Annotated in this window: 13 protein-coding genes; 7 read left to right on the forward strand and 6 right to left on the reverse strand. The window is 42.6% G+C overall.

Annotated features, from left to right (window positions below; translation table 11 throughout):
* Positions 1-6: 6 nt before the first annotated feature.
* Complete coding sequence (locus QUD85_RS06530; RefSeq protein ID WP_093329083.1) at positions 7-3,450, reverse strand: hypothetical protein; 3,444 nt, start codon at positions 3,448-3,450, stop codon at positions 7-9.
* Positions 3,451-3,496: 46 nt separating this feature from the next.
* Entirely contained in the window at positions 3,497-4,903 is a 1,407-nt protein-coding gene (locus QUD85_RS06535) for a family 16 glycosylhydrolase (protein WP_245732102.1), read from the reverse strand.
* Positions 4,904-5,249: 346 nt separating this feature from the next.
* Between QUD85_RS06535 and QUD85_RS06540 the strand changes: the two genes are divergently transcribed.
* Positions 5,250-6,713: an MFS transporter gene (locus QUD85_RS06540; protein WP_093329081.1), complete on the forward strand. Its 1,464-nt coding sequence runs from the start codon at positions 5,250-5,252 to the stop codon at positions 6,711-6,713.
* A 47-nt stretch (positions 6,714-6,760) separates the two neighbouring features.
* Here the strand turns inward: QUD85_RS06540 and QUD85_RS06545 are convergent, their stop codons facing one another.
* Entirely contained in the window at positions 6,761-8,404 is a 1,644-nt protein-coding gene (locus QUD85_RS06545) for an amidohydrolase family protein (protein WP_093329080.1), read from the reverse strand.
* A gap of 230 nt (positions 8,405-8,634) precedes the next feature.
* Here QUD85_RS06545 and QUD85_RS06550 point away from each other — a divergent pair, with 230 nt between their 5' ends.
* Together QUD85_RS06550 and QUD85_RS06555 are read left to right on the forward strand one after the other, a co-directional pair.
* Positions 8,635-10,236, forward strand: coding sequence for a beta-N-acetylhexosaminidase (locus QUD85_RS06550; protein WP_093329079.1), 1,602 nt, complete (start codon positions 8,635-8,637; stop codon positions 10,234-10,236).
* Positions 10,237-10,431: 195 nt separating this feature from the next.
* Entirely contained in the window at positions 10,432-12,771 is a 2,340-nt protein-coding gene (locus QUD85_RS06555) for a TonB-dependent receptor (RefSeq protein WP_177168877.1), read from the forward strand.
* A gap of 6 nt (positions 12,772-12,777) precedes the next feature.
* Here the strand turns inward: QUD85_RS06555 and QUD85_RS06560 are convergent, their stop codons facing one another.
* On the reverse strand, positions 12,778-13,350 hold the full coding sequence (locus QUD85_RS06560; RefSeq protein ID WP_093329076.1) for an aspartyl/asparaginyl beta-hydroxylase domain-containing protein: 573 nt from the start codon (positions 13,348-13,350) through the stop codon (positions 12,778-12,780).
* Between the two features lie 222 nt (positions 13,351-13,572).
* Between QUD85_RS06560 and QUD85_RS06565 the strand changes: the two genes are divergently transcribed.
* From QUD85_RS06565 to QUD85_RS06580, 4 genes are all read left to right on the forward strand, one after another.
* Entirely contained in the window at positions 13,573-16,074 is a 2,502-nt protein-coding gene (locus tag QUD85_RS06565) for a TonB-dependent receptor (RefSeq protein WP_093329075.1), read from the forward strand.
* 184 nt (positions 16,075-16,258) lie between these two features.
* A complete protein-coding gene (locus QUD85_RS06570; RefSeq protein WP_093329073.1) occupies positions 16,259-17,179 on the forward strand; it encodes a hypothetical protein in 921 nt (306 codons plus the stop codon).
* A complete protein-coding gene (locus QUD85_RS06575; protein WP_093329072.1) occupies positions 17,167-18,060 on the forward strand; it encodes an alpha/beta hydrolase in 894 nt (297 codons plus the stop codon). Before QUD85_RS06570 ends, QUD85_RS06575 begins: the two co-directional genes overlap by 13 nt.
* A 136-nt stretch (positions 18,061-18,196) precedes the next feature.
* Complete coding sequence (locus tag QUD85_RS06580) at positions 18,197-19,741, forward strand: GDSL-type esterase/lipase family protein (protein WP_093329070.1); 1,545 nt, start codon at positions 18,197-18,199, stop codon at positions 19,739-19,741.
* A 59-nt stretch (positions 19,742-19,800) separates the two neighbouring features.
* Here the strand turns inward: QUD85_RS06580 and QUD85_RS06585 are convergent, their stop codons facing one another.
* Together QUD85_RS06585 and QUD85_RS06590 are read right to left on the reverse strand one after the other, a co-directional pair.
* Positions 19,801-21,624 (reverse strand): CocE/NonD family hydrolase, encoded by a 1,824-nt coding sequence (locus QUD85_RS06585; protein WP_093329069.1) that lies wholly within the window; start codon positions 21,622-21,624, stop codon positions 19,801-19,803.
* 49 nt (positions 21,625-21,673) lie between these two features.
* On the reverse strand, positions 21,674-24,829 hold the full coding sequence (locus QUD85_RS06590; RefSeq protein ID WP_093329068.1) for a glycoside hydrolase family 2 TIM barrel-domain containing protein: 3,156 nt from the start codon (positions 24,827-24,829) through the stop codon (positions 21,674-21,676).
* Positions 24,830-24,838 lie beyond the last annotated feature (9 nt).

Consider the following 24,838-nt stretch of genomic DNA (forward strand, 5'->3'; position numbering starts at 1 on the left):
GTATTCCTAAGGTAAAGTTAGCAAGTCTTGCTTATTAATGTGCAGCGTTACCGCGCTAATTGAACCGTCTCGTTGAAACAAGCTATGTGCTAGTTCTGTTGATAACTGTGCTTGCTCAAATGTCTGCTCGCTATTTTTGCTACTCACAATCAAACCTGATTTGTCAGTTAAGGTGTAAACAAAGGGTACTTGGCACCAAGTAAACGCCAGTGAGTGCGGTGGCAATTTGATTGTTTGCCATTGATCATTGACGTCTAGATAAGTAAATGACTGTGCCTCATCACAGAATTCACATGAACGAAGTAAAGAAGGTTCAAATGACACTGCTCCAGCGTTTACACGGATGCCGAGTTCACCAAATCGGGTGAGGACTTCTTCTTTCACTTGTCCTGTCATACCTGGTTGTTGAGCGCCGCTGTGTTTTGGCGTATGTGAATAAGGATCGACAGGGAAGGCACCATACTCTTGCGGTGTTTTGTTAAAGCCAATGCCTTCACGCACGCGATAATAATGGTTAGCAAGTTGCTGAATTTGATTACTGCTTTCATTGTGCTTAACTGCATCAAAGTAGCATTCTTGTACTGCAAGCAATAGCTTTGACACCATGTGCCAATAGATACTCCCTAAACCTTCAAATCCAAACATACCGCCTGATCGGCCGGTAAATGCCTTATGATTAAATACCTCTTCGTATAAGCTCAATAACGCGGATTTGTGTGCGTCAATTAGTGGCGCATAAGAGCTCGGCAACGCATCAAGAGCGGCTATCAAATGATCTTTATTCACTAGCGTGCTATTAAAGCGAAAATCACCATTGTCATCTTGTGCGATAACGCTCGTATTACTTGCCGAAACAAGTGCATGCACTAGTGGATTGGCCTTTGCCTTTGCTTCGTCAACCACGTTTTTGTTTAAAAATGATGGTAGCTGTCTATCTGGGTAGAGCATAAAGGTTTGTTGGTCGACGCGGTAAATATCGCTAGCAAAGAGCGCGTTTAGTACATTTGTCGCTTGCGCGGCGGATAGATAGCCGGAGCTTAGCGCTGCTACTTGACCCTCTAGCATAGGGTATAGGTTGTCGACACTAATGCTGTCGTCATCTAACGACAATAAGTTGTATGCGTGATACATACCACTTGCCATTTCATTTTCAGACAAGGTGTAGTCAATCACTTTTTGGGCGTGTTGCAACATGTCCACAATAGCGTCAACGGATACATTTGATTTACCTGAAAAGCCTTGTTTTGCGTATACCGTTTGGCGATACCAACTAGACAATTCGCCTAATTGGTTACTGATCAGCAATTGCGTTTGTGCGGTAACTATGCCCGACTGAATGTACATTGCAGCGTTAGACAAAATATCACTGGTACCTGCAATCCAAGTCGCGACTTCGTCTGACAATGCAACATCACCTTGCTCGTTTGCGAGCAAGTCTATTAAAAATGCGGTATAGCGTCGCATATAACATAAGGTAACGACCGAAATACCTTGTCCTACTAATGCATTATTGGCGTCGTTCCATTCAGGCCTTTGGGTATTTAACCAAATACCACCTCCTAAAATCAGGTTGCCAAGTTTCGCAAGCAGGCTTACACAAAGCTTTTCTAATAGGTTTACATGGTATACAGATCCGGTTGTATCTAGCACCAACTTGCCATCTGCGCCGAGCGATTCAACCTGCGTCTCAATCGTTTGAGCGAGTTCTTGGTCATAACGCACTGTGCTTTTTGCATTTTGTTTGATTTCTTCAAACGATTTAATGCGGTAGGGGACATTGGCATAACAAAATATGTCCTTGCGTAGCATTTGCGTTAACTTGTTCGGGTGAAATTGATGGCTTAACTCAAGCAATTTCAACAAGTAAATAATTTGATGATCGCCCCAGTAACCAATGTAGCTCCATGGGTCGTCTAGATCCTCTACCTCCCAGTCGATACCTTCTTTAGTAATTCTATAGGGGTTGTATCCGTCAATCGTTGAGGCGTTCACAAACTTGGAAATTACCGATTCAATATACTGTGGGTAGCTATAGGTAAGCGCCTCCCAGTTTTGGAAAATATCGCGCCAGTTGCCTTGGTATGACAAGATTTTCTCGTTGTTTTCGTCGCGCAGTTTAATTTCAAACTGGTTCCAAGGTCGGCTTGGATCGCCGTGTCGTCTACCAAATGTAATTGGTAGGTACTCCATGGTTAAACGTTCGAGTTGATAGCACTTTTGGGCGTTAACTTGATGCTGTAATTCTGACAACTCGATGCGCGCTGGTAGCGTGTTCAGCCAACGGCTGTGTTTGTAGTAAGTCGCCGAGTTAAAATGTTTTATTGTTTTAACATAGTCCTTACTATCAATATGATACTGATCGTCAAATATGCCGCCGCGTAACACGTTAAAAAGTACATTGGCATAATGGTGTGCAGACACCTGTTCTTCGTTGGTTTGTTGAAAACCATCGGCCGCAGCCATTTTGCGGGCTAGGTTATCATCGCCTGAAGCAACCGACTTATCGATCGCGCGCGCCAAAGCTTGGCTTTGTGTAAGCGCATTTAACAAGCTAACTACTTGGTTTTGGCTTTGTTCAATGTTGGTCACAAATTGCCAGGTTTTTTGGCTTGAAGGTTTCAGCGATAACTTAGTGTTGACCAAGTAAGCACCTCTAATACCTTTAATTAACGTTTCTTGTTGCAGTGTTTGCCCTTGTTTAAACGCATCGATTTGATTGGTTGACAGCAACACTCGCTTATCTTCTAATCCCAAACAAAACACAGTATTAGCATTGAGTGATTCACATGGCTCTGCGCGATCGGTGATAGCAGAAAATAAACTAAAGATGCCTAAACCAGATGTTTGTTCTAACTCTGTCCATTTATAAGCATCAACCAAGTTACTTGAATTTGTTTGCGTAAAACGCGGCGTGCCCGCAGGTAAAACGTTTTGAAAACCATCGATAAGTTCGACGTCAATGCGAGCATCTGTGGTGTTTTCGAGTTCGCAAAAGCGCACAAAGCCATATTCATCACTACTCGCCCACGTATAGCGATAGGTTAACCCTAAGGTGTGATTCACTTCTTCAAAACAAATTTTGCTACCTAATACATTCTTGTATAGGTTACGACTTAGATGAAAGCGACCATCATGCTCTTGGTTAAAAGGGTCCCAACACACAGGACTGCCATCAAGAGATGTTCTGATCAGGGTTTTACAGCCAGTATGCAGGTGACTGTCATGAATGCGGTCGACTGTTTCATAAGTAAACAGAGCGGTAGCGGGTGAAACTCGGCCAGCCGTTAGGCCTGTGCTTGATGAAATAAACATCCAGTGGTCGCTTTCTGACACTAAGGTCATGAAAAATGGCGGCATTTGATCAACATTATTTATGGCATAAAAGCGTTCACCATTAAGGTTAATAAACTCGCCATGAATCTGCGTGTGTGCCTGTGCAACTGTTTGCATGATATTCTCCGAAATTCTGGTTTTGTTCTCTAGCGCAATGCGTACGTTAGCTATTGCTGTACATGCGTACGTAATCTATTTCCATTTTGACTGGAAAAATGGTGTTATCTATCGGGCCGCCAGCGCGTCCCCACATGCCACCAATGGCTAGATTTATAATTAAGTGATAAGGGTGATCGAAAGGCCATGCTTGCCACCCTTGATGTTCGTTTTTGTAAGAAAAATAGGGGGTGCCATCCATTAGCATGGTAATGTGCTCGGGTGACCACTCTACGCTGTAAATATGAAATTCTTTGTCGGCATTAGTCGCTTGTACGGCGCCCTTGCGTTGTTCCCAATTGATCCAATAGTAGGCTTTGTTGTGCACTGTCGCGTGCACATTGTGCATATCGAAACCAACGTGTTCCATTATGTCTATTTCGCCTGAATTCGGCCAAGCGTCACAGGTCGTGCTGCCTTGCCAGTCTTCGTTTGGTTTGCAAGTGCTTGAGTATTTATAAGGGTCTGACGGTAGCATCCAGATTGCCGCCCAGGTACCTCGGCCTGCAGGCAATTTAGCTTTTACGTCAATACGGCCATAAAGCATGTCGGCTTTATCTAGGGTATGAATTCTGCCTGAGGTATATTCGCCGTTGTCATATTGTTCTTTGTGGGCTTCAATGATCAGTGTGCCATTTTCAACGCGCACGTTTTTTTGTCTGTTGGTATAGACTTGGTCTTCATCATTGACCTTACGTGCTGGCCATTGGTCGAAGTTCCACTTGCTGCTGTCTGGCGAACCTTCGTAGTCAAATTCATCTTGCCATACTAACTGCCATTGCTGAGCGTTAGCGTGATGCTTGCGGACGATTAATCCGGACACTATAGGGACACCTTTAGTTGCTTGCAGCTTAATCGACAAACTACCGTTGTTGACTTCAATCTTGCTAAACGTCTTGTCGAGCGCGCTGAATGCTTTACCGTCGCGCATACCACGTACATCAACATTTTTTAGTACGGTTTCGTTGTTGATAATCACGTCAAACACGCGCTCGCCAACGGGGGTGTCGTATGGTTCTGCAAACAACAAGGTTACGTCATAAGTGCCGTTTTCTAGTGTTCTTTCAAAATTAAAATCACCTTCAGCAAAGGTTTGATAAAGGGCTTTATCTTGTGAACCAAGCACGGTATCTGTGTGGCCTACGAGGGTTGTGAAATCTGGATTGTATGGAGAAAACAAGACACCATTAGTGGCCGTGTAAGATTCGCCACCAATATTAAACGCCCAAACGATATTGTCATGAAAGACATTATCAAAATTATCTAAGCTGGAGACCATACGACCTTTATGGCTTTTACTCATACTGTAATCCTTGTACTGCGCTACGGATGTTTGGCCTTGGTTTTGACAACCACTCAAACTCGCTGAAGACAGCACACTTAACATCACTAGTGTTGTTGTTTTAATCGACATTACTGGTTTACCTTATGCTTTATTGCAGGTACTGGCAGACCTACAAATAGATGCAATATCGCCACAATAAATTGCTGAGAAGAGATAGCAATTGAAAAAAGCTAAAGTGGACTAACACCGAGTTTAAGCGGTCTAGTTTTTGTGCAATTGCTGTTGTTTAGCTTTGGTTACAGTTATCTTGCGAGCTTTTGTGAAACGCTTCTAACGGAGGCGTATATAGAGTTGCTTTAAGATAACTTTGTCCGTGTTATCGCGCTAAAAGGGACAGGTCGGCTCATTTTTATCGAATAAATGTTTAATTGTCATACAGTAGGGAGCGATAAAAATAATGGTGTAGGGACTACGTATGACGCAAATCGAACTGTCGGCAAATGACAACGTGTTATCTGGCCAAGATAGCGTAAGGGGGAAAGTACCTCTCGCGCAAAAAACTGCTTATGGCACAGGCACGTTAGTACTTAATTTGTTACCCGCTTCTTTGGGTATTTTTGCTTTTTTCTTAATAACTGCTTTTGGTATCGACCCAGTGCTTGCAGGTTTGTTGAGTGGTTTACCTAGACTATTCGATGCGATTACCGATCCTATAATGGGCTTTATTACCGACAATACGAAATCTCGTTGGGGCAGAAGAAGACCATATATCGTGATTGGCGCAATCTTAAGTGGTACCTTTTTTGCGTTGATGTGGCAGTTAAACCCTGAATGGTCACAAGACTACACCTTTTGGTATTTTTTACTTTTCTCGCTCGCCTTCACCATAGGCAACACCATGTACGCAACGCCTTTTGTTGGCTTGGGTTATGAAATCACCTCCGATTACAATGAACGCACGCGTCTAATGGCTTATGCGCAAGTGATGGGTCAAATTGCCTGGATGATCGTGCCTTGGTTTTGGGTGTTAATAGCAAACCCAAATCTCTTCGAAAGCCAAGCTGAAGGCGTACAAACGTTGTCGCTATATGTTGCAGGTGGCTGCATGATTTTAGGTTTGATGCCGGGGTTATTTTGTAAAGGCATCGACAGCGATAATATAGAAAACCGAGCTGAAATTTCGTTTGCTACCTTATGGTCGAATTTAGTTGGTGTTGGCCGAAGCATAATACAAACCTTTAAAAACAAATCATTTGTAAGACTGTGTGCAGCGACCTTTTTAGTGTTTAATGGCTTCCAATTAGTGTCGTCGTTTAGCTACTTCATTATTGTATTTCATATGTTCGACGGAGACTACGGCGCAACAGGCACATGGCCTGCATGGTTTGCTACGCTAAGTGCATTAACTACTGCGGTATTAGTGATTCCGGTCGTCGCATGGATGGCAAATCGCTGGGGCAAGAAAAATGCGTTTATTATTGCAACCTTCTTGTCAGTAGGCGGCTATCTACTGAAGTGGTATGGCTTCAATCCAGACAACCCGTGGATGATATTTATGCCAATTCCATTGATGTCATTTGGCATTGGAGGCCTGTTTACCTTAATGTTGAGTATGACAGCTGACGTTTGCGACTTAGACGAGCTAAACAATGGTATGCCGCGAAAAGAAGGTACATTTGGCGCAATATATTGGTTGATGGTGAAACTTGGTATGGCGTTGGCTATGGTGCTTGGTGGTGTCGTATTGAAAATGGTTGGCTTTGATGCCGGCGCTGCATCTCAAACTGTAGAAACGATGACGAATTTACGTATTGTCGATATTGTGATTCCTGCTAGCACGGCTCTGCTTGCCGTTGTGGTGATGTGGCGTTACGATATTAGTGAAGAAAAAGCGCATCAAATTAAACAAGAACTGGTGCGAAGACGCGGCGAAATATAATCAAAAAGCCCAGCTTATTAGCTGGGCTTTTTTTCATCTGTTAGACGTTATAATTTGGCGATACATTCAACTTCTATTTTCGCGTTTAATGCCAAGCCAGATGCGGCAAAGGCACTACGCGCTGGAAATGCGTTCTCTTTAAAATACTTAACATAAACCTTGTTTGCCGCAGGCCAATCTTTAATATCTGCGAGCATTAAAGTGCACTTAGTGACATCGTCATAAGTGAGATTGTATTCTTGCAATACATCACCAATATTTTCCATGGTTTGCACCATTTGTTGCTCAAGTGTTGAACCAGCTAGTGTCATTGTAGAAGGTAAGTTACCTAAATTGCCCGACATCCATAGCATACCTGAAGCTTCTCTCGCGGCAGAAAAGGGCAGATTTTTGTCATTACCTCGATAGATAAATTGACCGTTTTTAATCACATGAGCAATGTCTTTACTATGGGCAATATCTATAGTTGGATCTTGATTAAGTACAACAAGGTTTGCTTTTTTGTTTGCGCTGATACTGCCAGTTGTGTCTTCAATTCCTATTACTTCAGCGCTGTTGATAGTCGCCGCTTGTATCGCTTCAATTGGTGTCATATCAGCATGCGCCACTAGCAGTGCCATTTCTTTGTGCACTAACGGATAATCAATACCATACAAATCACTCGCGCCATCTGTTCCAGTCGCAATTTTAATACCATAATTATGGGCTTCTTTAGTGAACATTTTGCCCCATTGCCACATAAGATCCGCTCGTTCATTTTGGCCTTCTCGCATACCAAATATCGTTAATGTGGGATCAAAAATGGAGCCTTGTTGCTTCATCGCTTGGAATAAGTCTTGGTAACGTTGCAGCTCTAATGACATGACTTTTTGCTGTTCGCTGATGTGCTTGTTTTGGCGGCGCAATTGATAAAAGTTCTCTACGGTATGCGCTGAAATATCAGGTGCGTGTGAAATTGTTTCTACCCCTGCATTTACAGTATCTATTGGGCGAGCAGGCCCGATAAAGACATGCGACCATACTTTTAACCCATGCTTTTTAGCCGCAGCGGTTAGTTTAGCTACTACATCAGCAGGAACTTTTGCATAAATTTTTATCCCTGTTGCGCCAGTGCCTGCTGCTCTGAGCATTACTTCGTCAAAATTGGAGTCGATATCTACTGCGCGCATCCAATCAACTTGACCTGGTACTCTTCCTTTAGCTGAAGATACGGTTCTTGGGTCGCTAAAAAACTCCTGTCCACCGATGATAACAGAATAGTAAATATCGGGTGATTGGATAACATCTATCTCAGCATTGCGTTTCATAAAAGCTAATGCTCTGTTGTCGCCACCCATGTCTCTCACACTGGTTACACCGCCTCTTAATAAGCCTTGCAGGCGCATTTTTGTTGCAGTTGCATTATCCCAAGCATCAGGGTCGGTCGCATGATGAACATGCGTGTCAATTAACCCAGGTATCGCATATTTCCCTTTCATATCTACAATAATGGCATCACTGTTTTGTTTAATCGTTCTCATTTTGCCAACAGAAACAATAAGGTCATCTTTTATTGTTATGAGTTGATTTTTTTGCAGCTGAAGTGTTTCAACATCAACCACGTTAACATTGGTTAAATAAAGTGTTTTAGCTTTGACTGGTATTAGCGTTGCAACCATTGTCATTGCAAAGAAAAGTAGCGTGTTTTTCATTATTACTTGTTGCTTGGATTAATAGTATTTGCCTAAGTGTATCTTAAAACGTGAGCTTAGCTTTAAAAATACTATCAACGGGGTTAAACGTACGTTGAAGGAACATATAAAAAAGTTAAATGTTTCATTGGTATACAGATAGTTGTGCTAGGCTAGTGAATGCGAGAAATATGATAAAGCGCACACAACAACAATAAATTAATTCAGCCATACAATAAACGAGAAACACTATGCTAAGAGTTGTAACTCACCTAACCTTGTTTTTAAGCTGTTTGACATTGCTTACAGCTTGCAGTCAGCAAGATACACAAAATGAAGCTAAGCAAGTAGATAAAGCCATTCATGTTATGCCACTCCCAGTTAGCGTTATGAAACAAGAGGGAACATTGGCGCTTGCTAACATCTCTACTATATACGTTGCAGATGAGCAGCTGACCGACATTGCAACGCAGGTTAGCGATATAGTGACGCCACTAACTAATCAGCCACTAAACATTAAAAAAAGTAGCGCTAGTTCATTAAGTGATTTGGCAGGTGCGTTGGTATTGTCGATAGATAGCGATTTAAGTGGAGGGGTGGAAGCATATAAGCTGTCGGCTAATTCACAAGGCGTAGTGATCGTTGGTGGCAGCGCCAAAGGCGTTTATTGGGGCGTCCAAACGTTTAAGCAATTATTTTTAGAACATACTTCCTTTCACAGCGATGCGCCGTTAAAGCAGGGCAGTAATGTAATGCTACCTGCAGTTTCCATTAGTGATCACCCAAGGTTTGCCCATCGTGGTTTTATGTTAGATGTCTCTCGGCAGTTTTTTACAGTGGAAGAAGTGAAGCAGGTAATTGACTATCTGGCTATGTATAAATTTAACGTACTTCATTTGCATTTAACTGATGATCAAGGGTGGCGTATCGATATTCCAAGTTGGCCAAAGCTTACAGAAATTGGTAGCAATGCTGCGGTAGGACAGACAAGCTGCAAGAACTGCTTTTATACATTAGAAGACTATGAGGAACTTGTGCATTACGCCGATTCGCGTTTTGTTACCATTATTCCTGAGATTGACGTACCGGGCCATGTTCGAGCCGCGCAAGCATCTTATCCCGATGAGCTTTATTGCGATGGTGATGCGCCAGAGTGGCCTTATACTGGGATAAAGGTAAAAATTAGCTCGTTGTGCTTTAAAAATGAAGCGACTTATCAGTTTTTTGATGATGTGGTAAAGGCTGTAGCTGCTCGTACAACGGGTGATTTTATCCATATCGGCGGTGATGAAACGCCCGACTGGGTTGCCCATGAAGACTATACCACCTTTATGCTTCGAGCCGAGCAGATTGTAAATTCACATGGCAAGACCATGATAGGTTGGACCGATGACCTAGGTAGTGTTCACGGATTAAGTGCGAATACGCTGGGGCAGCATTGGACTACGGAAACGTCCTGCTGTGAAACCACGCTTAACATGGCAAGTCGTGGTAGTCGAATCATTATGTCACACGCAAATAAAGCCTATTTAGATATTAAATATGATGAAAACGAAACATTAGGACAAGATTGGGCAGGACTAAACAGTATTCAAAATTCTTATCAATGGGACCCACAGGCGATCATACCTGGCCTTAACCCTGATGCCGTGTATGGGGTTGAAGCTGCGCTTTGGACAGAGACCATTGATTCAATGTCAGATGCTCAATATATGATGTTCCCGCGTTTGATAGGCTTAGCCGAGGTGGCATGGACGCAACAATCACAAAGGGATTGGCAAAGTTATGTGGAGCGTTTAGATGCCCAGCTTAACTTTCTATCGCGTCAGGGTATAAACTTTAAAGCGCCTTAGGGAATACATAATTAAATGAGCAACGTACGCACACGGCAATAACATTGATCGTAAATATTGCTGAGTGCGTATAAGAACTAACTGAAATTTATGCGTTTATACTTATTTACAAACGCATCTAAACGCTTACAAAGGAATTAATAGATGGCGTCCTCCTGGGTCAAACACCTGCTTAGCATATGCATTTTGATGCTCATGACATCATTCTCAACCCATGCAGAAGAAACCTCTGGTGGTATCGTTATTGAAGTGACAGATGCCAAAACAAATCGCCCCCTAAAAAATGCCTCAGTTAGTTTATCGTTGGAACAAAACGATGAGATAAAACGCGCAACTAATGAGTTAGGCAACGCGACATTTACCGATATTTTGACAGGCTTGTATCAACTTAGCGTGAACAGCGATGGCTATGTTAGCGCCATTGAAAGCAACATTCGTGTTAGCCCAAATAAAGTGACCACCTATCAAGTGAGATTGATACCCACTGATGACATCGAAGTGGTTTCCGTATTTGGTAATAATCGTAGCTACCAAACTGAAGGTGCGGTATCAAATTCTTACATGAATAGAGAGCAGCTTCGCAGTGCTGTCGGTGGTGGTAGTGATATTTTACGAGCCCTAGATGGCATGCCGGGCTTAACGTCGACAGGTGAATTTGCCAGTTTTACTGTGCGCGGCCGAGGCCCAAGAGACAATCTCATTTATGTCGACAATATGCCATTTGACAAAGTGGTGCACTTTGACGCTTCAATAGGGGAATTAGAGGATGTTGGCGGCGGCGGTCGATTTTCAATTTTTGCACCAAATTTGATTGCCGGCGCAGAGTTTTCGCCAGGTGGTTGGAATGCCGCTTATGGTGGTAAATCAGGCTCGCTTCTGCAGCTTAATGTCGCTGAAGGTAAAAGTTCACCGACAGCAAGTTTACGCGTTGATATTGCCGGCGTAGAAGTAGGTTATGAGGGGCCGAGTGGCATACACAAGGATACCACCGTTTTGTTCAATGCTCGTCAATTAGATTTTGGCCGACTGTTCGACATTATTGGTGAAAATGACATAGGTACGCCGGTATTAACCGACGTTATTTTAAAGACGGTGACTCAAATTGATGACAACAATAAGCTGTCGTTTTTAGCGCTTTATACGCCTGAAGATTATGATCGCGATATTGAAAATGTATTGGAATCAGAAGAGTTTCAGGATGTAGCTATTACCAGTGCTACACAAGATAGCGCGCTGTACGGTTTAACATGGGCAAGTTTTATTGGCGAAAAAAGCGAGGTATCAACAAACGTATACTACAGAACGAGCGATAAACTCAGTGTTGAAGGGGAAGCTTATCCTGATTTAGTACCGCCTGAAACGCCAATAGAAGATATTCCTGTTCGTGAAGGCCTGTTAACGCTTAGCGAAGTAGAAGAAGAATTCGGTTTACGCTTAGATTTTCAGTATTTTAACGATTGGGGCACGTTCACTTCGGGTGTCGAACTAAGCCGCATAGATTTATCATTTGGCCAAACACTGACCGAAGATTGGTTGCAATTCATTTATAGCGTTGACGACTTTAGACCGGATCCCACACAGCGTTATATTGTGTTAACACCTGATGAAATGAATGCTGCCTATGATGTCGATACAACAAGAGCAGCATTGTTTGCAGACCAGTTGTTTGAGTTAGATGCTTGGTCATTTAACATAGGCGTTCGTTATGAATACGATGAGCTCTCTGACCAGCACATGTATTCGCCACGCGTAGGTGCAAATTGGCTGTTTTCTGATGATTTACGTTTTAGCGCTAATGCGGGTGTTTATTATCAAGCACCGCGATTCCTTGATCAAACCTTTGCCTTAGCTGGTGAGCCACTGCAATATGAAAAAATCACTCATGTGAGCCTTGGAGGTAACTACGATTTTGCCGACAACTGGAATGTTTTGGGCGAATTTTACTACCAAGATCTTAGCGACTTAGTGGTGGGTGATACGCGTAATGAAAATGCGTTAACCAATGCCGGTACAGGGGAAGGCTATGGCTTTGATGCCGTACTAACAAGATATTTACTCGCGGGTTGGACGTTAAATGCGACTTACTCATATAACAACGGAACTAGGGACGATAACGACGGCGTTGGTGAATACGATGCTGACTTTAATCGTCCACATGTCATCACACTGGGTGCTCAGTGGGATATAAACGAACACTGGAAAGTAGGTGCGAGATGGAAGTATTTAACGGGTAATCCAACAGATTCTTATACTATCTATAGTGACGTCTTAGCGCCAAATGAACCGCTGAGGTTTTCTCAAGAATATTTTGGTCGTAACGATTTAAGAAACGATAATTTTCACCAGTTAAATGTTCGTGTTGATTACCAGAACAACATAGGGCCAGTATTGGTTATCGCATTTGTCGATATCGTAAACTTGCTCGGTACTTCTTCAAACGGTATTGCTGATTTTAACCCGAGAACGGGCAGCATTGAAGTAGAAGAGGGCGAAGCTGTACCTATCATAGGTTTGAAATTTGAAACCTCTTGGTAAGCGATATTAGTCGATAAGATTGATGCTACTCATATTTTCAGGTGGGATATAGTCGAAGATAAGGGTCACGCGTGCAGAGTTTCCCTTGTTCATTACACTATGTTTTTTTAAATTGTTTACTTCAAAAACATTGCCCACATTTAAGTGGTGAGGTTTACCATCTATCGTAAATCTCACTTTATCATTGGTTGTTATCGGCACGTGAATGCGGTGTCCGATAGCAAAAGAAGGATGTGCGTCGACATGTGGTTTTATAATCCCGCCTTGATCAAGCCTTGCAAGTACGCAACGTAATATCGTGCCGCCGGCAGGGTAGTGTTTGCTAAGTACTTCATCCATTATAGGCTTAGCTAAATGCGCGTATTTATCCCAGGCATGTTCTTTATTAATTCTAACATTTGGCCAAGCGTCGAGATCACAAAAAAGCAGTAACAGTGATTGCGTTTGATAATGTACTTCAAACTGTTGTTGCCTTAACAGATTTTCTTGCCACTCCTGTTCAGAGCATTGTTCAATCACTTCTTTCAGTTGAGATATGTCTATCTCTCCTAAGTTTTTTAGTGTCCCTGAAAAGTTCATGTTTTGTACCGTTCATTTATTGTTTTTTCTCATCCTATGGCGATTATGTTAAAAAATCTAGTGACTAGAATTAAATTAGATTTTCTCAACAGTCAGTGAGAAATTGTCACTTTATCTTTTGTTAACACTTCGTAACTATGGTATGAGAGATGTAGAGTGCCCATCGTTCGAACATCGGGCACAAGCATCCAAATAAAATAAAAATAACTATTGGAGAGCGATATGAAGAGCAAACGAAATTGGCGTTTGAGTCCAATTGCGACGGCAATTGGATTAGCGACAATGGCGTCTATGACTCCCGTCCATGCATTCGCACAAGAACAACAAGCAGCAGAAGTAGAGGCACAAGAAGCAGAAAATGCTGCAGAGCAGCAGCCAGAAGAAGAAGGCTCTTCTGGCGTTGAGCGAATCACTGTAACAGCAAACAAACGTGAACAAGATATGCAAGATGTCGCTCAAAGTGTTATGGCACTTGACGGCGATCAACTTGAAAGAATGGGTGTAAATAGCTTTGAAGATTATGCCAAGGCAATTCCTAGCTTGTCATTTGTCAGCACAACACCTGGTCGAAATGAAGTGGTGTTTAGGGGGATTAGTACGGGTAGTCAAGAATGGCGAACCGATTCTTCTACAGCCGTGTATTTAGACGACATTCCAATGACGTCGGCGGCGCAACAAGTTGACCCTCGCATGGTGGATATTCAGCGCGTAGAAGCGCTGCCAGGGCCGCAAGGCACGATTATGGGCTCAAGCTCACAGTCAGGTGCATTGCGCATTATCACCAATAAGCCGGAAGTAGACGGTGGTATTTTTGGTGCTATTGAGGCTGAGTACTCACAGGTTCAAGAAGGCGACTCTAGTCACCGTCTTGAAGGCCATATAAACATTCCTATTATTGAAGATGTATTTGCGATTCGTGTTGCCGGATTTACGGTAGAAGAAGGCGGCTACATTGACAATGTCGTTGGTGAAGATTTGTTTTTGGGCCGAACTAACGAAGATGTAGCACGTGATGATTTTAACACCTGGGGTATTGATGGTGGTCGTATTATTGCTCTTTGGCAGGTGAACGACGATTGGGATGTGCAAGCAACCTATTTGAACCAAAGTTCAAAAACTACGGGTGATTGGAAATCAGATGCAGCGTTAGATGAATTGCAAATTGTCCGCTTTCATGAAGACGTGCGTGAAGATGATTGGTGGGCAACTGCATTAACCATTACAGGTGATTTAGGCTTTGGTGTGGTGACTTATACAACGTCGCACTTAGAGCGTGAAATCTTTTACGAATTTGATGCTATGGTAAGTGACCAACTGCGTACAGCATATACATCCGTGTATAACGGCGCAGCGTATGATCTTGCCTATAACTTTGGTACAACCATCAACGATCAAATAGGTCGCCGAACAACGCATGAGCTTCGATTAGCTTCAAAAGGTGAAAATGATTTACAGTGGCTTGTGGGTGCGTTTTACGAAACAACGTTCGATGCATGGGATTGGTATTGGCAAGTGCCTAACTTAACATCAACGCCGGCCTGGACAGCGTTGAACTACTGGGCATACACCGTTCAAAATTACTACAACGTACCCAACGTATATCCAATTCCAGATACAGATAACTATTTTGGTGAAGACTTTGAACGTCAAACTGACCAAACGGCTGTGTTTGGTGAAATTGATTACAGTCTAACGGAAAAACTGTCTGTTGGTGTCGGTGTCCGTTGGTTTAAGTACGAACGAGAGCGCACAGAAATTAGTTACTGGCCAGAAGGCGTGCCGTGGGGCAACTTTGATACAGGTGGCGTCGATTATTACAAAGGCAGTGATAGCGACGTAGTTAAGAAGTTTAGCTTGAAATACAATGTCGACGACGACCGTATGGTTTATTTCACATACAGTGAGGGCTTTAGGCTAGGTGGAGATAATAATACGAGACCAGCTTCTGTTCTTCCTGACAGATACGAACCGGACAAATTGTTTAACTATGAAACGGGTCTTAAGAGTACCTGGTTAGACAACAAAATTCGTTTCAATATGGCGGTTTACTATATGTCTTGGGAAGACATGCAGCGAGAAGTGTGGGATCCAAACCTGCCGAACTCTCGAGGTCATGCCAATACTGGCGATGTAGAAACCTTGGGTACTGAGATTTCTTTTACCGCGCAGGTAACAGACAACTTCAAAATCGATTTAACGATGTTTAAAAACAATACTGAAGCGAAAGAAGATGTATGGTTTAGTGAAGTGGTACCGGATGCTGGTATTGATCCTCAAGGACCCGATGATTGGCGCATTGCCACCAAAGGTCAAGAACTCGCGATAGCACCAAGTGAGAAGGCGTGGATTGGCCTCGAATATACTTTCCCAGGAGAATTCTTAGGGGCAAATTGGTGGACGCGATATGATCACAACTATTACGGTGAACAATATCAAGATTGGGGTAGTGCACAGCTTGCAGCTGAAGGACAAGATCCACTTGTGCTAGAGGCATACCAAAATGCAAGTTTCCAGATTGGCGCATGGATAGATAACAGCTGGGAAGTCACTTTCAGTGTATGGAATGTTTGGGATGAACGCGGCGCTAGCTGGATTGATTCCGGCAATGCTTTTACGCTGCAATACTTGAACGACATAGGCACATTAAATGATAACAGATATCAATATATGCCTAACTACATTAGGCCAAGGGAAATTGGCGTAACGTTTAAGTATCACTTCTAATCTTAACTCCCAAGGTAGATGGCCCGCAGTCGAGCAAATTGATTGCCGGCCATCGTTTTTTTTATGTGCAACATGTCGATGATTTAGTCTGTTTTAGCTTACTTTTAGCTGGACATATTCGTTTGTGCTATGCACTCTAGTAGTTTACTTAGCTAAACGCAGACAAGCAAAAAGAGCAGTAATAATGACAAAAATAATAGCAACTTCTGTAGTACGTGGCTCAGAACAGGGACATAGCCACGGTGGTTTGTTTTTAATTGATCTCGAAAACCAAGCGGTTAATCAAAAATTGGATTGGAATAAAATTGACATTGATTGGCAAGGTCGAGGCTGGGACCGTGGTCTGCGAGGTATGGCGATTCACAATGATACGCTTTACGTTGTTGCCAGTGATGAACTGTTTGCCTATGACCCAGACTTCAAGCTGATCAACAGTTGGAAGAATCCTTTCTTAAAGCATTGCCATGAAATTTGTGTCTATCAGGGTAGCCTATTTATAACCTCTACCGGCTTTGACAGTATTTTGGCCTTTGACTTAACAAAACAGGCATTTCATTGGGCACTACATATCAAGACAAATGGTCATCAATTTGCCCCTGTTAGTTTTGATCCATTAGGTGATAAAGGGCCAATGTTACTCAATAAATTGCATATTAATAATGTGCATTGTAATAAAAATGGTATGTACATTAGTGGCTTAAATACAGGAGGCTTACTGCATTTTAGTGGTAAAGAAGTCAATATGAGTGTGACCTTGCCTGCTGGAACGCACAATGCTCAGCCGTTTAAAAACGGCGTGTTGTTTAACGACACTAAAGCAAATGCCGTGCGTTATATCTCACGTAACGAAGAGGAAGACGTAAGTTTTGCGGTACCACAGTTTGATTTGGCAGACCTTACAGCAACAGATCTCGATGCAACGCAAGTAGCAAGAGCTGGTTTTGGCCGAGGCTTATGTATGCTCGATGGCGATATTATTATTGCCGGTAGCTCTCCTTCAACAATCGCGTTGCACGACTTGAATCAAAAAATTACCGGGATGACAGTTACATTAACAAAAGATGTTCGACATGCCATTCATGGATTAGAAATATGGCCTTACTAGACAGTCGTCGCCTTATCTTTGGCGTGATTTTTATCTTGTCTGTGCAGCTTCCGGTATATGCTGCAGATCAATACAAATTGTGGCAAACAGGTGATATACCGCACGAAAAGCCTCACAACGTTAACGAGTATGAAGGCGTCGCGTGGGGAACGAAGGTCGTTTACAAGGTCACTGATCCCACGTTAACTGTGTATCAGGCTGAACGTAACTCGGGCATTATGGTGCTCATTATGCCTGGCGGCGGTTATAGCTTGGAAGCTATCTATCACGAAGGGCAAGATGTTGCTTTAGCACTTAATAAACAAGGCATAAATGCCGCTGTTTTAAAATACCGCATTCCTAATCCAAAGACTTCATATAAACCAGAATTAGCGCCGATAACGGATGCAAGACAGGCGTTGTCTATGCTGCATCAAATGGCGGATAAATACGACGTAAACCCAGATAAAATTGGTGTGATGGGTTTTTCGGCAGGTAGCCATTTGGCGACTGTAGCTAGCGTATGGCCTACAGAACACCAAAGCGAAAGACCGGATTTTTCCGCACTAATTTACGGTGTAAGCAGGTTGACAAAGGAAAACCAGGATTGGTTAGAAAAGGCGCTTTATTTTAGGCCTATGACGCCACAAGAAGTTAAACAAAATACATTGTTAGCACAAGTTAACAAAGCGACACCTCCAGCGTTTCTAGTACATTCTTATGATGATGATGTCTGTCATGTGAAAGAATCAACTGAATATGCAGAGCAGTTGTTTACACATCAAGTACCTGTAGAAATGCACCTTTATCAGAAAGGTGGACATGGATATGGTTTAGGCCGAAAAGAAGATGGAACCGATACTTGGCTCGCATTGTTTTCTACATGGGTAAAAAATCTGTAATATATTGATTTTAAGCCCCTTATATTTGTTCAACACAGGTTGAGTTATTTGTGTTTGTGCATTGTACCTAGCTCTTCTACGCTCAATATGTAGTTTCACTACACAGTATGAAGAATAATAAAAAGGTACAATCATAATGAAAAAAACCTATTTACAACTAGTGTCTGCGGCGTTGCTTTTGGGCGCGTCGTTTAGTTCGTTAGGACAGACATTTTCACCTGCGAGTTCGGAAATTCGCTACACGGGACGCTGGAATTTTGATAACCCAGCAAGACCATGGGTCGGGTGGCAAGGAAGTACCATGACGGTGAAGTTCACTGGCTCGTCACTTACCCTTGATTTGGACACCGGTGATACCTACGATTACTTTCAAGTGATAGTAGATGGCGTACCTCAAAATGCACCTATTCGTATAAATAAAGGCAGAAAACAAGTTCAAATCGTTTCTGGTTTAAGTACAACTGAGCCACATACAGTTACTTTTATGAAAGAAACTTTTTATGGTAGCAATTTAACTATTTATGGTTTAACCATTCCAAACGGACAACTACATAGCCTGCCTGCTCGTCCAAATATGCGTATTAGCTTCTTTGGTGACTCAAACATGGATGGAACCTCGCTATATAGTGAAAAAGACCAAGTAGGTAATGAAACCCTGTCTAAAGAGTCTGGTACCTACTATGGTTACCCAGCAACAGTAACGCGCATGTTAGGCGCAGAAATGAACTTGCAAGCGATCGGCGGTGCGACATTAACCGGAAATGGCGACAACACTGTAGCCAACTTTATTTTCTCTGAAGATTATTACACGCAAAACAGTAACTATCGTGATGGTTTTAACCCGCATGTGATTGTTGTTAATGCTGGTGCCAATGACATAAGTTCAGTTAAGGGAAAGCGTAAAACGAATAAGATGAAAAATCGTTTTAAGCAAGTGGTTAATTCTCTTCGCCAAGTATACGGTAACAGTACGCATATTGTGTTGCACAATGGCTATGGTTGGGATAGCGAAGAGCCTGCTAATTACACGCATGCATTAGCAGCTGAAATAGGCGGTAATATCTCGGCAGTGCATTACCCTTGGATGTGGGAACAATGGCATGGCTCTATGGTAGAACAAGCCGGTCAAGCCCGTTTATTGGCGCAGCATATAGCCAATTTAAATATTGGTTTCAATATTGTCCAAGACGCTGAAGTATTTGATGGCTTTGGTCGTAACTTTAACGTAGCCAATGGTAGCTTTGAAGAACAAGCTAAGAACGGCTTTAACGCTTTTGGTTGGCGTTATGTAGCCGATGGCGTGGAGCGCATTCGAAATGCAAATCAAGCTGCAGACGGTGAGTACTACATCGCATTAGATGCCGGTGAAGAAGTGCATCAAGGTACTGATGCAACGGGTGACTTTGAGCGTGGCGCAACATCTGGTAATCAAACATATGTTGTGCGTGCAATGATCAGAGCGAAAAATGGTAATGGCACAGCAACAATTAGTGCTGATTACGAAGGTCAGGGTCTATACAATCGTGGCGATAAAGAAACAGAAGTTTTCGCTGTTGAAGGCCAGTGGAAAGAGTATGTAGCAACGTTTACGGCGCCTAATGGTACCTGGAAAACCTATATTTCACTAGGTTCAAACAGCGGTACTGTAGAGTTTGATAATGTGCGAATGAGTGAAAACTAAGCATTGATAGCTATAAAAAACGGCACTAGAGTGCCGTTTTTTATTTGCTATCTATTCCACTATCTAGGAATTACAGGTAATTGGATGTATGACAAGTACTTACCACCGTGTAACACCTCGTTATTCGCTTTGATGAATTTTGTACCAAGCGCGTTGTTTTCGCCTGTGTTTAAGTTGCGTTCAAGGCGAGGGAAGTTAGAGCTTGTAATTTCAATTCTAATTTTATGTCCCTTTGCAAAGTAATTACTGCTCGCATTCAGGTCTATCTCCACTTCATAAACTTTGCCAAGTTTTATTAACGTAGCTTTGCGTAAGGAATCTTTGTAGCGCATTCTAATTGCACCTTCTTGCACGTTATAGGCACTACCATCAGGGTATACGTCAACGAGTTTCACCATAAAGTCTGTATCGCGTGCAGAGCTTCGCACAAAAAGTTTGGCCTTAATTTCGCCTGTCACTTCTATGCCTTGCTGCAGCGTTGCACTGGTATAAACAAGCACATCTTCTCTTTGTTCAATTGCTGATTGGTCGTAGCCACCAGCTTCAGTGTCCGTGCCTGTGCAGCAGGTATGTCCACCTAAAGAAGGTACTGGGTTTGCAGGGTTATATACAAAACTATCAAGCTTTTCAGTGTTAGGTGGAGCTACTTGCAATAAGCCACCGCCATTTTTGCTATTGGCATTGCTTTGGTTGGTCAAATACCACTTTTGATAGTCCGTATTGGCTAGCGGCCATTGATCAGCAGTTTTCCATTTATTCTCACCAAGTACGAAGTATGTTAAAAATGGGCGGTCTAAACTTCCATTTTTCTCATCTTTTAACCAGTAATTAAACCAGTCTAATTGCGCTTGTTGATAGGCAAACGTCGCGTTGCTGACAGGGCGGTCGCCCACGCTGACATCTTTGTCTTGCTCGGCAAAATTACAATGTGTACCTGGGCCGATAACTACATACTGATGTTGCTGGGCTGCTTTAGTTTTACCTGTTTTCCTAAATTGTTCCGCCATCATGAGCGTTTCGCGTGCGCCATAGTCATACCAATTATCAAAGAACAAGTGCGGTATAGAGACAGCGTCATTTTTGGTAACAAAATCCATTGATCTAAAGTATTCACCATCGGGCTCGCTGCCACGCCACAAGTGAAATTCATTTGGGTGCGTTTTACTACGTTCAAGTAGCGTTAATATAGGCAAGGTATTAATGTTTTTTAGGTACTCTTCAAATGGATACTCTTTAAGTAATGTCTGGCTTTTACCTACTTTACTGTTAAAGTAATCACTTCGAGCTTTACCTGTTAAATCTGGCGTATTGAATTCGCTTGAGCCGCTGCCAGCAAACCAGCCTGCTGTTTGCCCTAATTCAAAGACGCCACCGCTAAATGACTGCCATGCGCGCCCTGGGCGGTAATATCCAGATGCAGGCGCTTGTGGTTGCGCAGCAACTAGTGCAGGGTGATTCGTTGCCGATAAAATAACCTGTGTTTCACCTAAATAAGAGCAGCCACTTAAGCCCACTTTGCCATTTGACCATGCTTGGTTTGTGATCCAATCAAGCGTATCTTCGCCGTCATTACGTCTGTTATGGCCAACTTTATAGATACCTTCTGACTCATAGCGACCTCGAATATCCTGAATCACAACAGCATAGCCACTTTCGACCAATGTTTTCCATGTCGCATCCCAGACAAAAGCGTCATTTTTATTGTATACGGTTCTTACAAGCACGGTTGGTCTAGGCGTTGTTAAATCGCCTTGATAGTAGATATCCGTTGCTAAATGAACACCGTCACTCATTTCAATCATTTGGCTTCTTAAACGCTCTGTCGCTGTTGCTAGTGGTGAAACGGTCAGCGCCATTAAGCTACCTAGTATGAACTTTTTCATTTTTATTTCCTTAAAAAAGGCGCCATTTAGGCGCCTTTAATAGCTTTTATTATTCAACAATAATTTTGTAGCTATAGTGATAGTCTAACCACGGTAGTGTGTACTTAAATAGTGGTGGGCTACCCCATGAATCTGTACCGCCAACGCCTCTTTGTTTGTAATCAATATTGACCAGTATTTTGTCTTGTCTTGGCAACTGATGAGGGTGTCTATCGCGATGTGCAGCTTCCCATTTAGAATTGTCATAGTCATCTGTTGAATAAAACTGTGCACCAAAGCCAAGTAGCGGTGCACCAGCAAATGTTACTTTGTGACTACTGTTTTTATTACTAAAAGTGACATATCTCACGTCTGTACGGTAACCGTTTTCTTGAGGCCTTACATATGGCACATACATATCATCTACGGTGCTCTGGTATTGGCCAACGTGAGCAGATGTTTTTCTATCCCAATAGTTTTCGTGCGGGCCACGGCCATACCATTGAACTTGGTCTAATGATTTGTCCAAGCTAAATAAGGTACCGATACGCGGGAACTCGCCCTGTTTTTGGTGCGGCGCAGCGTAGAAGTAGATATTGACGTCAATTTGACCATTACCATTGACAACATAAGTGGTTTTTAACGTGCTTCCTATGCTACCCAGCGACTGCTCTACATGAACTTGTACTTGATTACGATTAAGTTGCTTATACGTCATGCTGTCCAACGTAGCGTTTTTACCTACCCACTGCCATGTTTTTAAGCTGTCTTGGTATTTAGCGATATCAAAGTCGTTGTCTATAGGTGCGCGCCAAAATTCAGGGTGTGCTTGACCGGCCATTAATGGAAAGTCGTCTTGATACAATTGAGTTAGCTGACCTGTTTTTCGGTCAAACACCAACTTGAAATCATCACCTGTTAGTGACAAAGCACTATCACTTTTCTTAATACGAACTCGTTTGCTTTCTTTGGCAGCAACAATATACTCCCCTGATAGTGCAACCTGATCCCAAGCAACAACGTGATCTTTTGCAAGCATTGGCTGTGCACTCGCTAGCACTACTTCAATGTTAACAAAGTATTCAGCGCCGTCTCTAAATGTTGTTTTAGGCGCGAAGCTAAAATCAGCTGACGTTTGCGGCGCAATCGCTAAACTAACATCGCTTGACGTTTCCACCACTTTTCCATTTTCAGTTATCGTCCAACGAAGAATATGGTCGTCTATTGTTTTAAAGAAGTTTTGGTTAGTCACTTGTATTGATTTACCATCTTGTGAAAGTGCGAAATCAATGTTTTGATGGACCTTTTTAACTTCCCAAAGGTACGGGTAGGGTGTGCGGTCAGCAAACACTAAGCCATTGGCTGCAAAACTATTAGATGTATCCATTGCGGGTGGCTCTAGGTCTCCACCGTAGCCCCAAAACTTCACACCGTCTTCAGTTTCCATTAAGAAGGTTTGGTCAACCCAATCCCAAATAAAACCACCTTGCGCAATTGGGTACTTTTTAAAGATATCCCAATACTCTTTGAAGTTACCTAACGAGTTACCCATTGCGTGTTCATATTCAATAAGAATAATTGGGCGGTTTTCCATGCCAAGTTCTGCTAAGTGAACAATATTCTCAATAGGCGCATACATTTGACCGTAGGCGTCTGTATGGCGACGAAGCTGTGCTTGCTCGGAAATAACTGGTTCTCCACTTTCTGCCTTTAACCAGTCATACACATATTCCAAGTTTGCGCCGTCACCCGATTCGTTTCCTAAAGAACGCATAATAACTGACGGGTTATTTTTACTGCGTTCAAACATGTTCTTAGTACGATCTAAATAAGCTGCTTTCCAGTTTGGCTTATTCACTAGGTGATGGTCTGGATTGTAGCCAGCGCCCTGATTTGCTGCGCCCATACCATGAGATTCTATGTTCGCCTCATCCATAACATACAAACCATATTTGTCTGTTAAGTAATAGAAGTAAGGATCGTTAGGGTAGTGCGCTGTGCGAACAGAGTTAATATTAAACTCCTTCATCAACTGAACGTCTTTTTCCATCGACTCACGTGATACTACATGGCCTGTAATTGGGTCATGCTCATGGCGGTTTACGCCTTTAAACAACACGGGTTGGCCGTTGACTAAGATGTTTCCGTTTTTAAGCTCAGTTGAACGGAAGCCTATTTCACGGCCTACTTGCTCGATCACGTCACCTTGCTTATTCGTTAGGGTTAACTGAAGCTTATACAGGTTAGGTGTTTCCGCGCTCCAAAACATTACATTGTCGAATACTTTCGATACGTTAAACGACTTTGTGCTTTGTTTTTTAATGCTGCCAAGCTTAACGCTATCACTATAAATGGGTTGGTCTTCTTGCGTCTTAAGTGCAATGTTTAATGTTAATCCGCTATTTGATTGCTTGCTTAAATTGCGAATATCCGCTGTTAGCTCAAGTTTACCTTTGCTGTAATTATCGACAAGCGATGTTTTTGCGCCAAAATCTTGAATGTGTGTATTGTCAGTGCTGTATAGGTACACATCACGCTCTATACCACTTAAACGCCACATATCCTGACATTCAAAATATGAGCCATCTGAATAGCGGTAAACCTCCATCGCTAATAGGTTTTCGCCTTTTTGTAGATAAGGTGTTAGGTTAAATTCTGCTGCTGTTTTTGAGTCTTGAGAATAACCAACTTTTTTACCGTTAACCCATAAATAAAATGCTGACTTTACCGCGCCAAAGTGGACAAATACTTGTTTGTTATCCCAACTTTCTGGGACCTCAAAGGATTTTCTATAACTACCAACAGGGTTATACGTCGTTGGCATTTCGCCTGAAATGGATTGCGGCTTAAAGCAGTGATGAGAGTGATAAAATGGGTCGCCATAACCTTCCACTTCCCAGTTTGCTGGGACGGGAATCGTTGACCATTTACTGTCGTCATAACCTGGTTGTTCAAAACCGGTAGGTTTGCGGCGCACTGAATTTACCCAGTTGAATGTCCATTCGCCGTTTAGCAATTTATGATTATCAAATTGCCAAGGTGTTTGCGTGAATGGGTCTTCATTTGCAGGTGTAGAAAAGAAGAAACTGCGTGCTTCCTCTTTGTTTACTCGAAAAACTTCTGGGTTTTTCCACTCATTGTTAGCAAAAGTGTTGCCACTTAATGCTACAAGTGAGCTTGTAGCGATCGCAATTACTGTTGAGCGAAACTTTTTCGCAGACGTCATTGTATATCC

This window comes from Thalassotalea agarivorans, from assembly GCF_030295955.1.
Taxonomy (GTDB): domain Bacteria; phylum Pseudomonadota; class Gammaproteobacteria; order Enterobacterales; family Alteromonadaceae; genus Thalassotalea_D; species Thalassotalea_D agarivorans.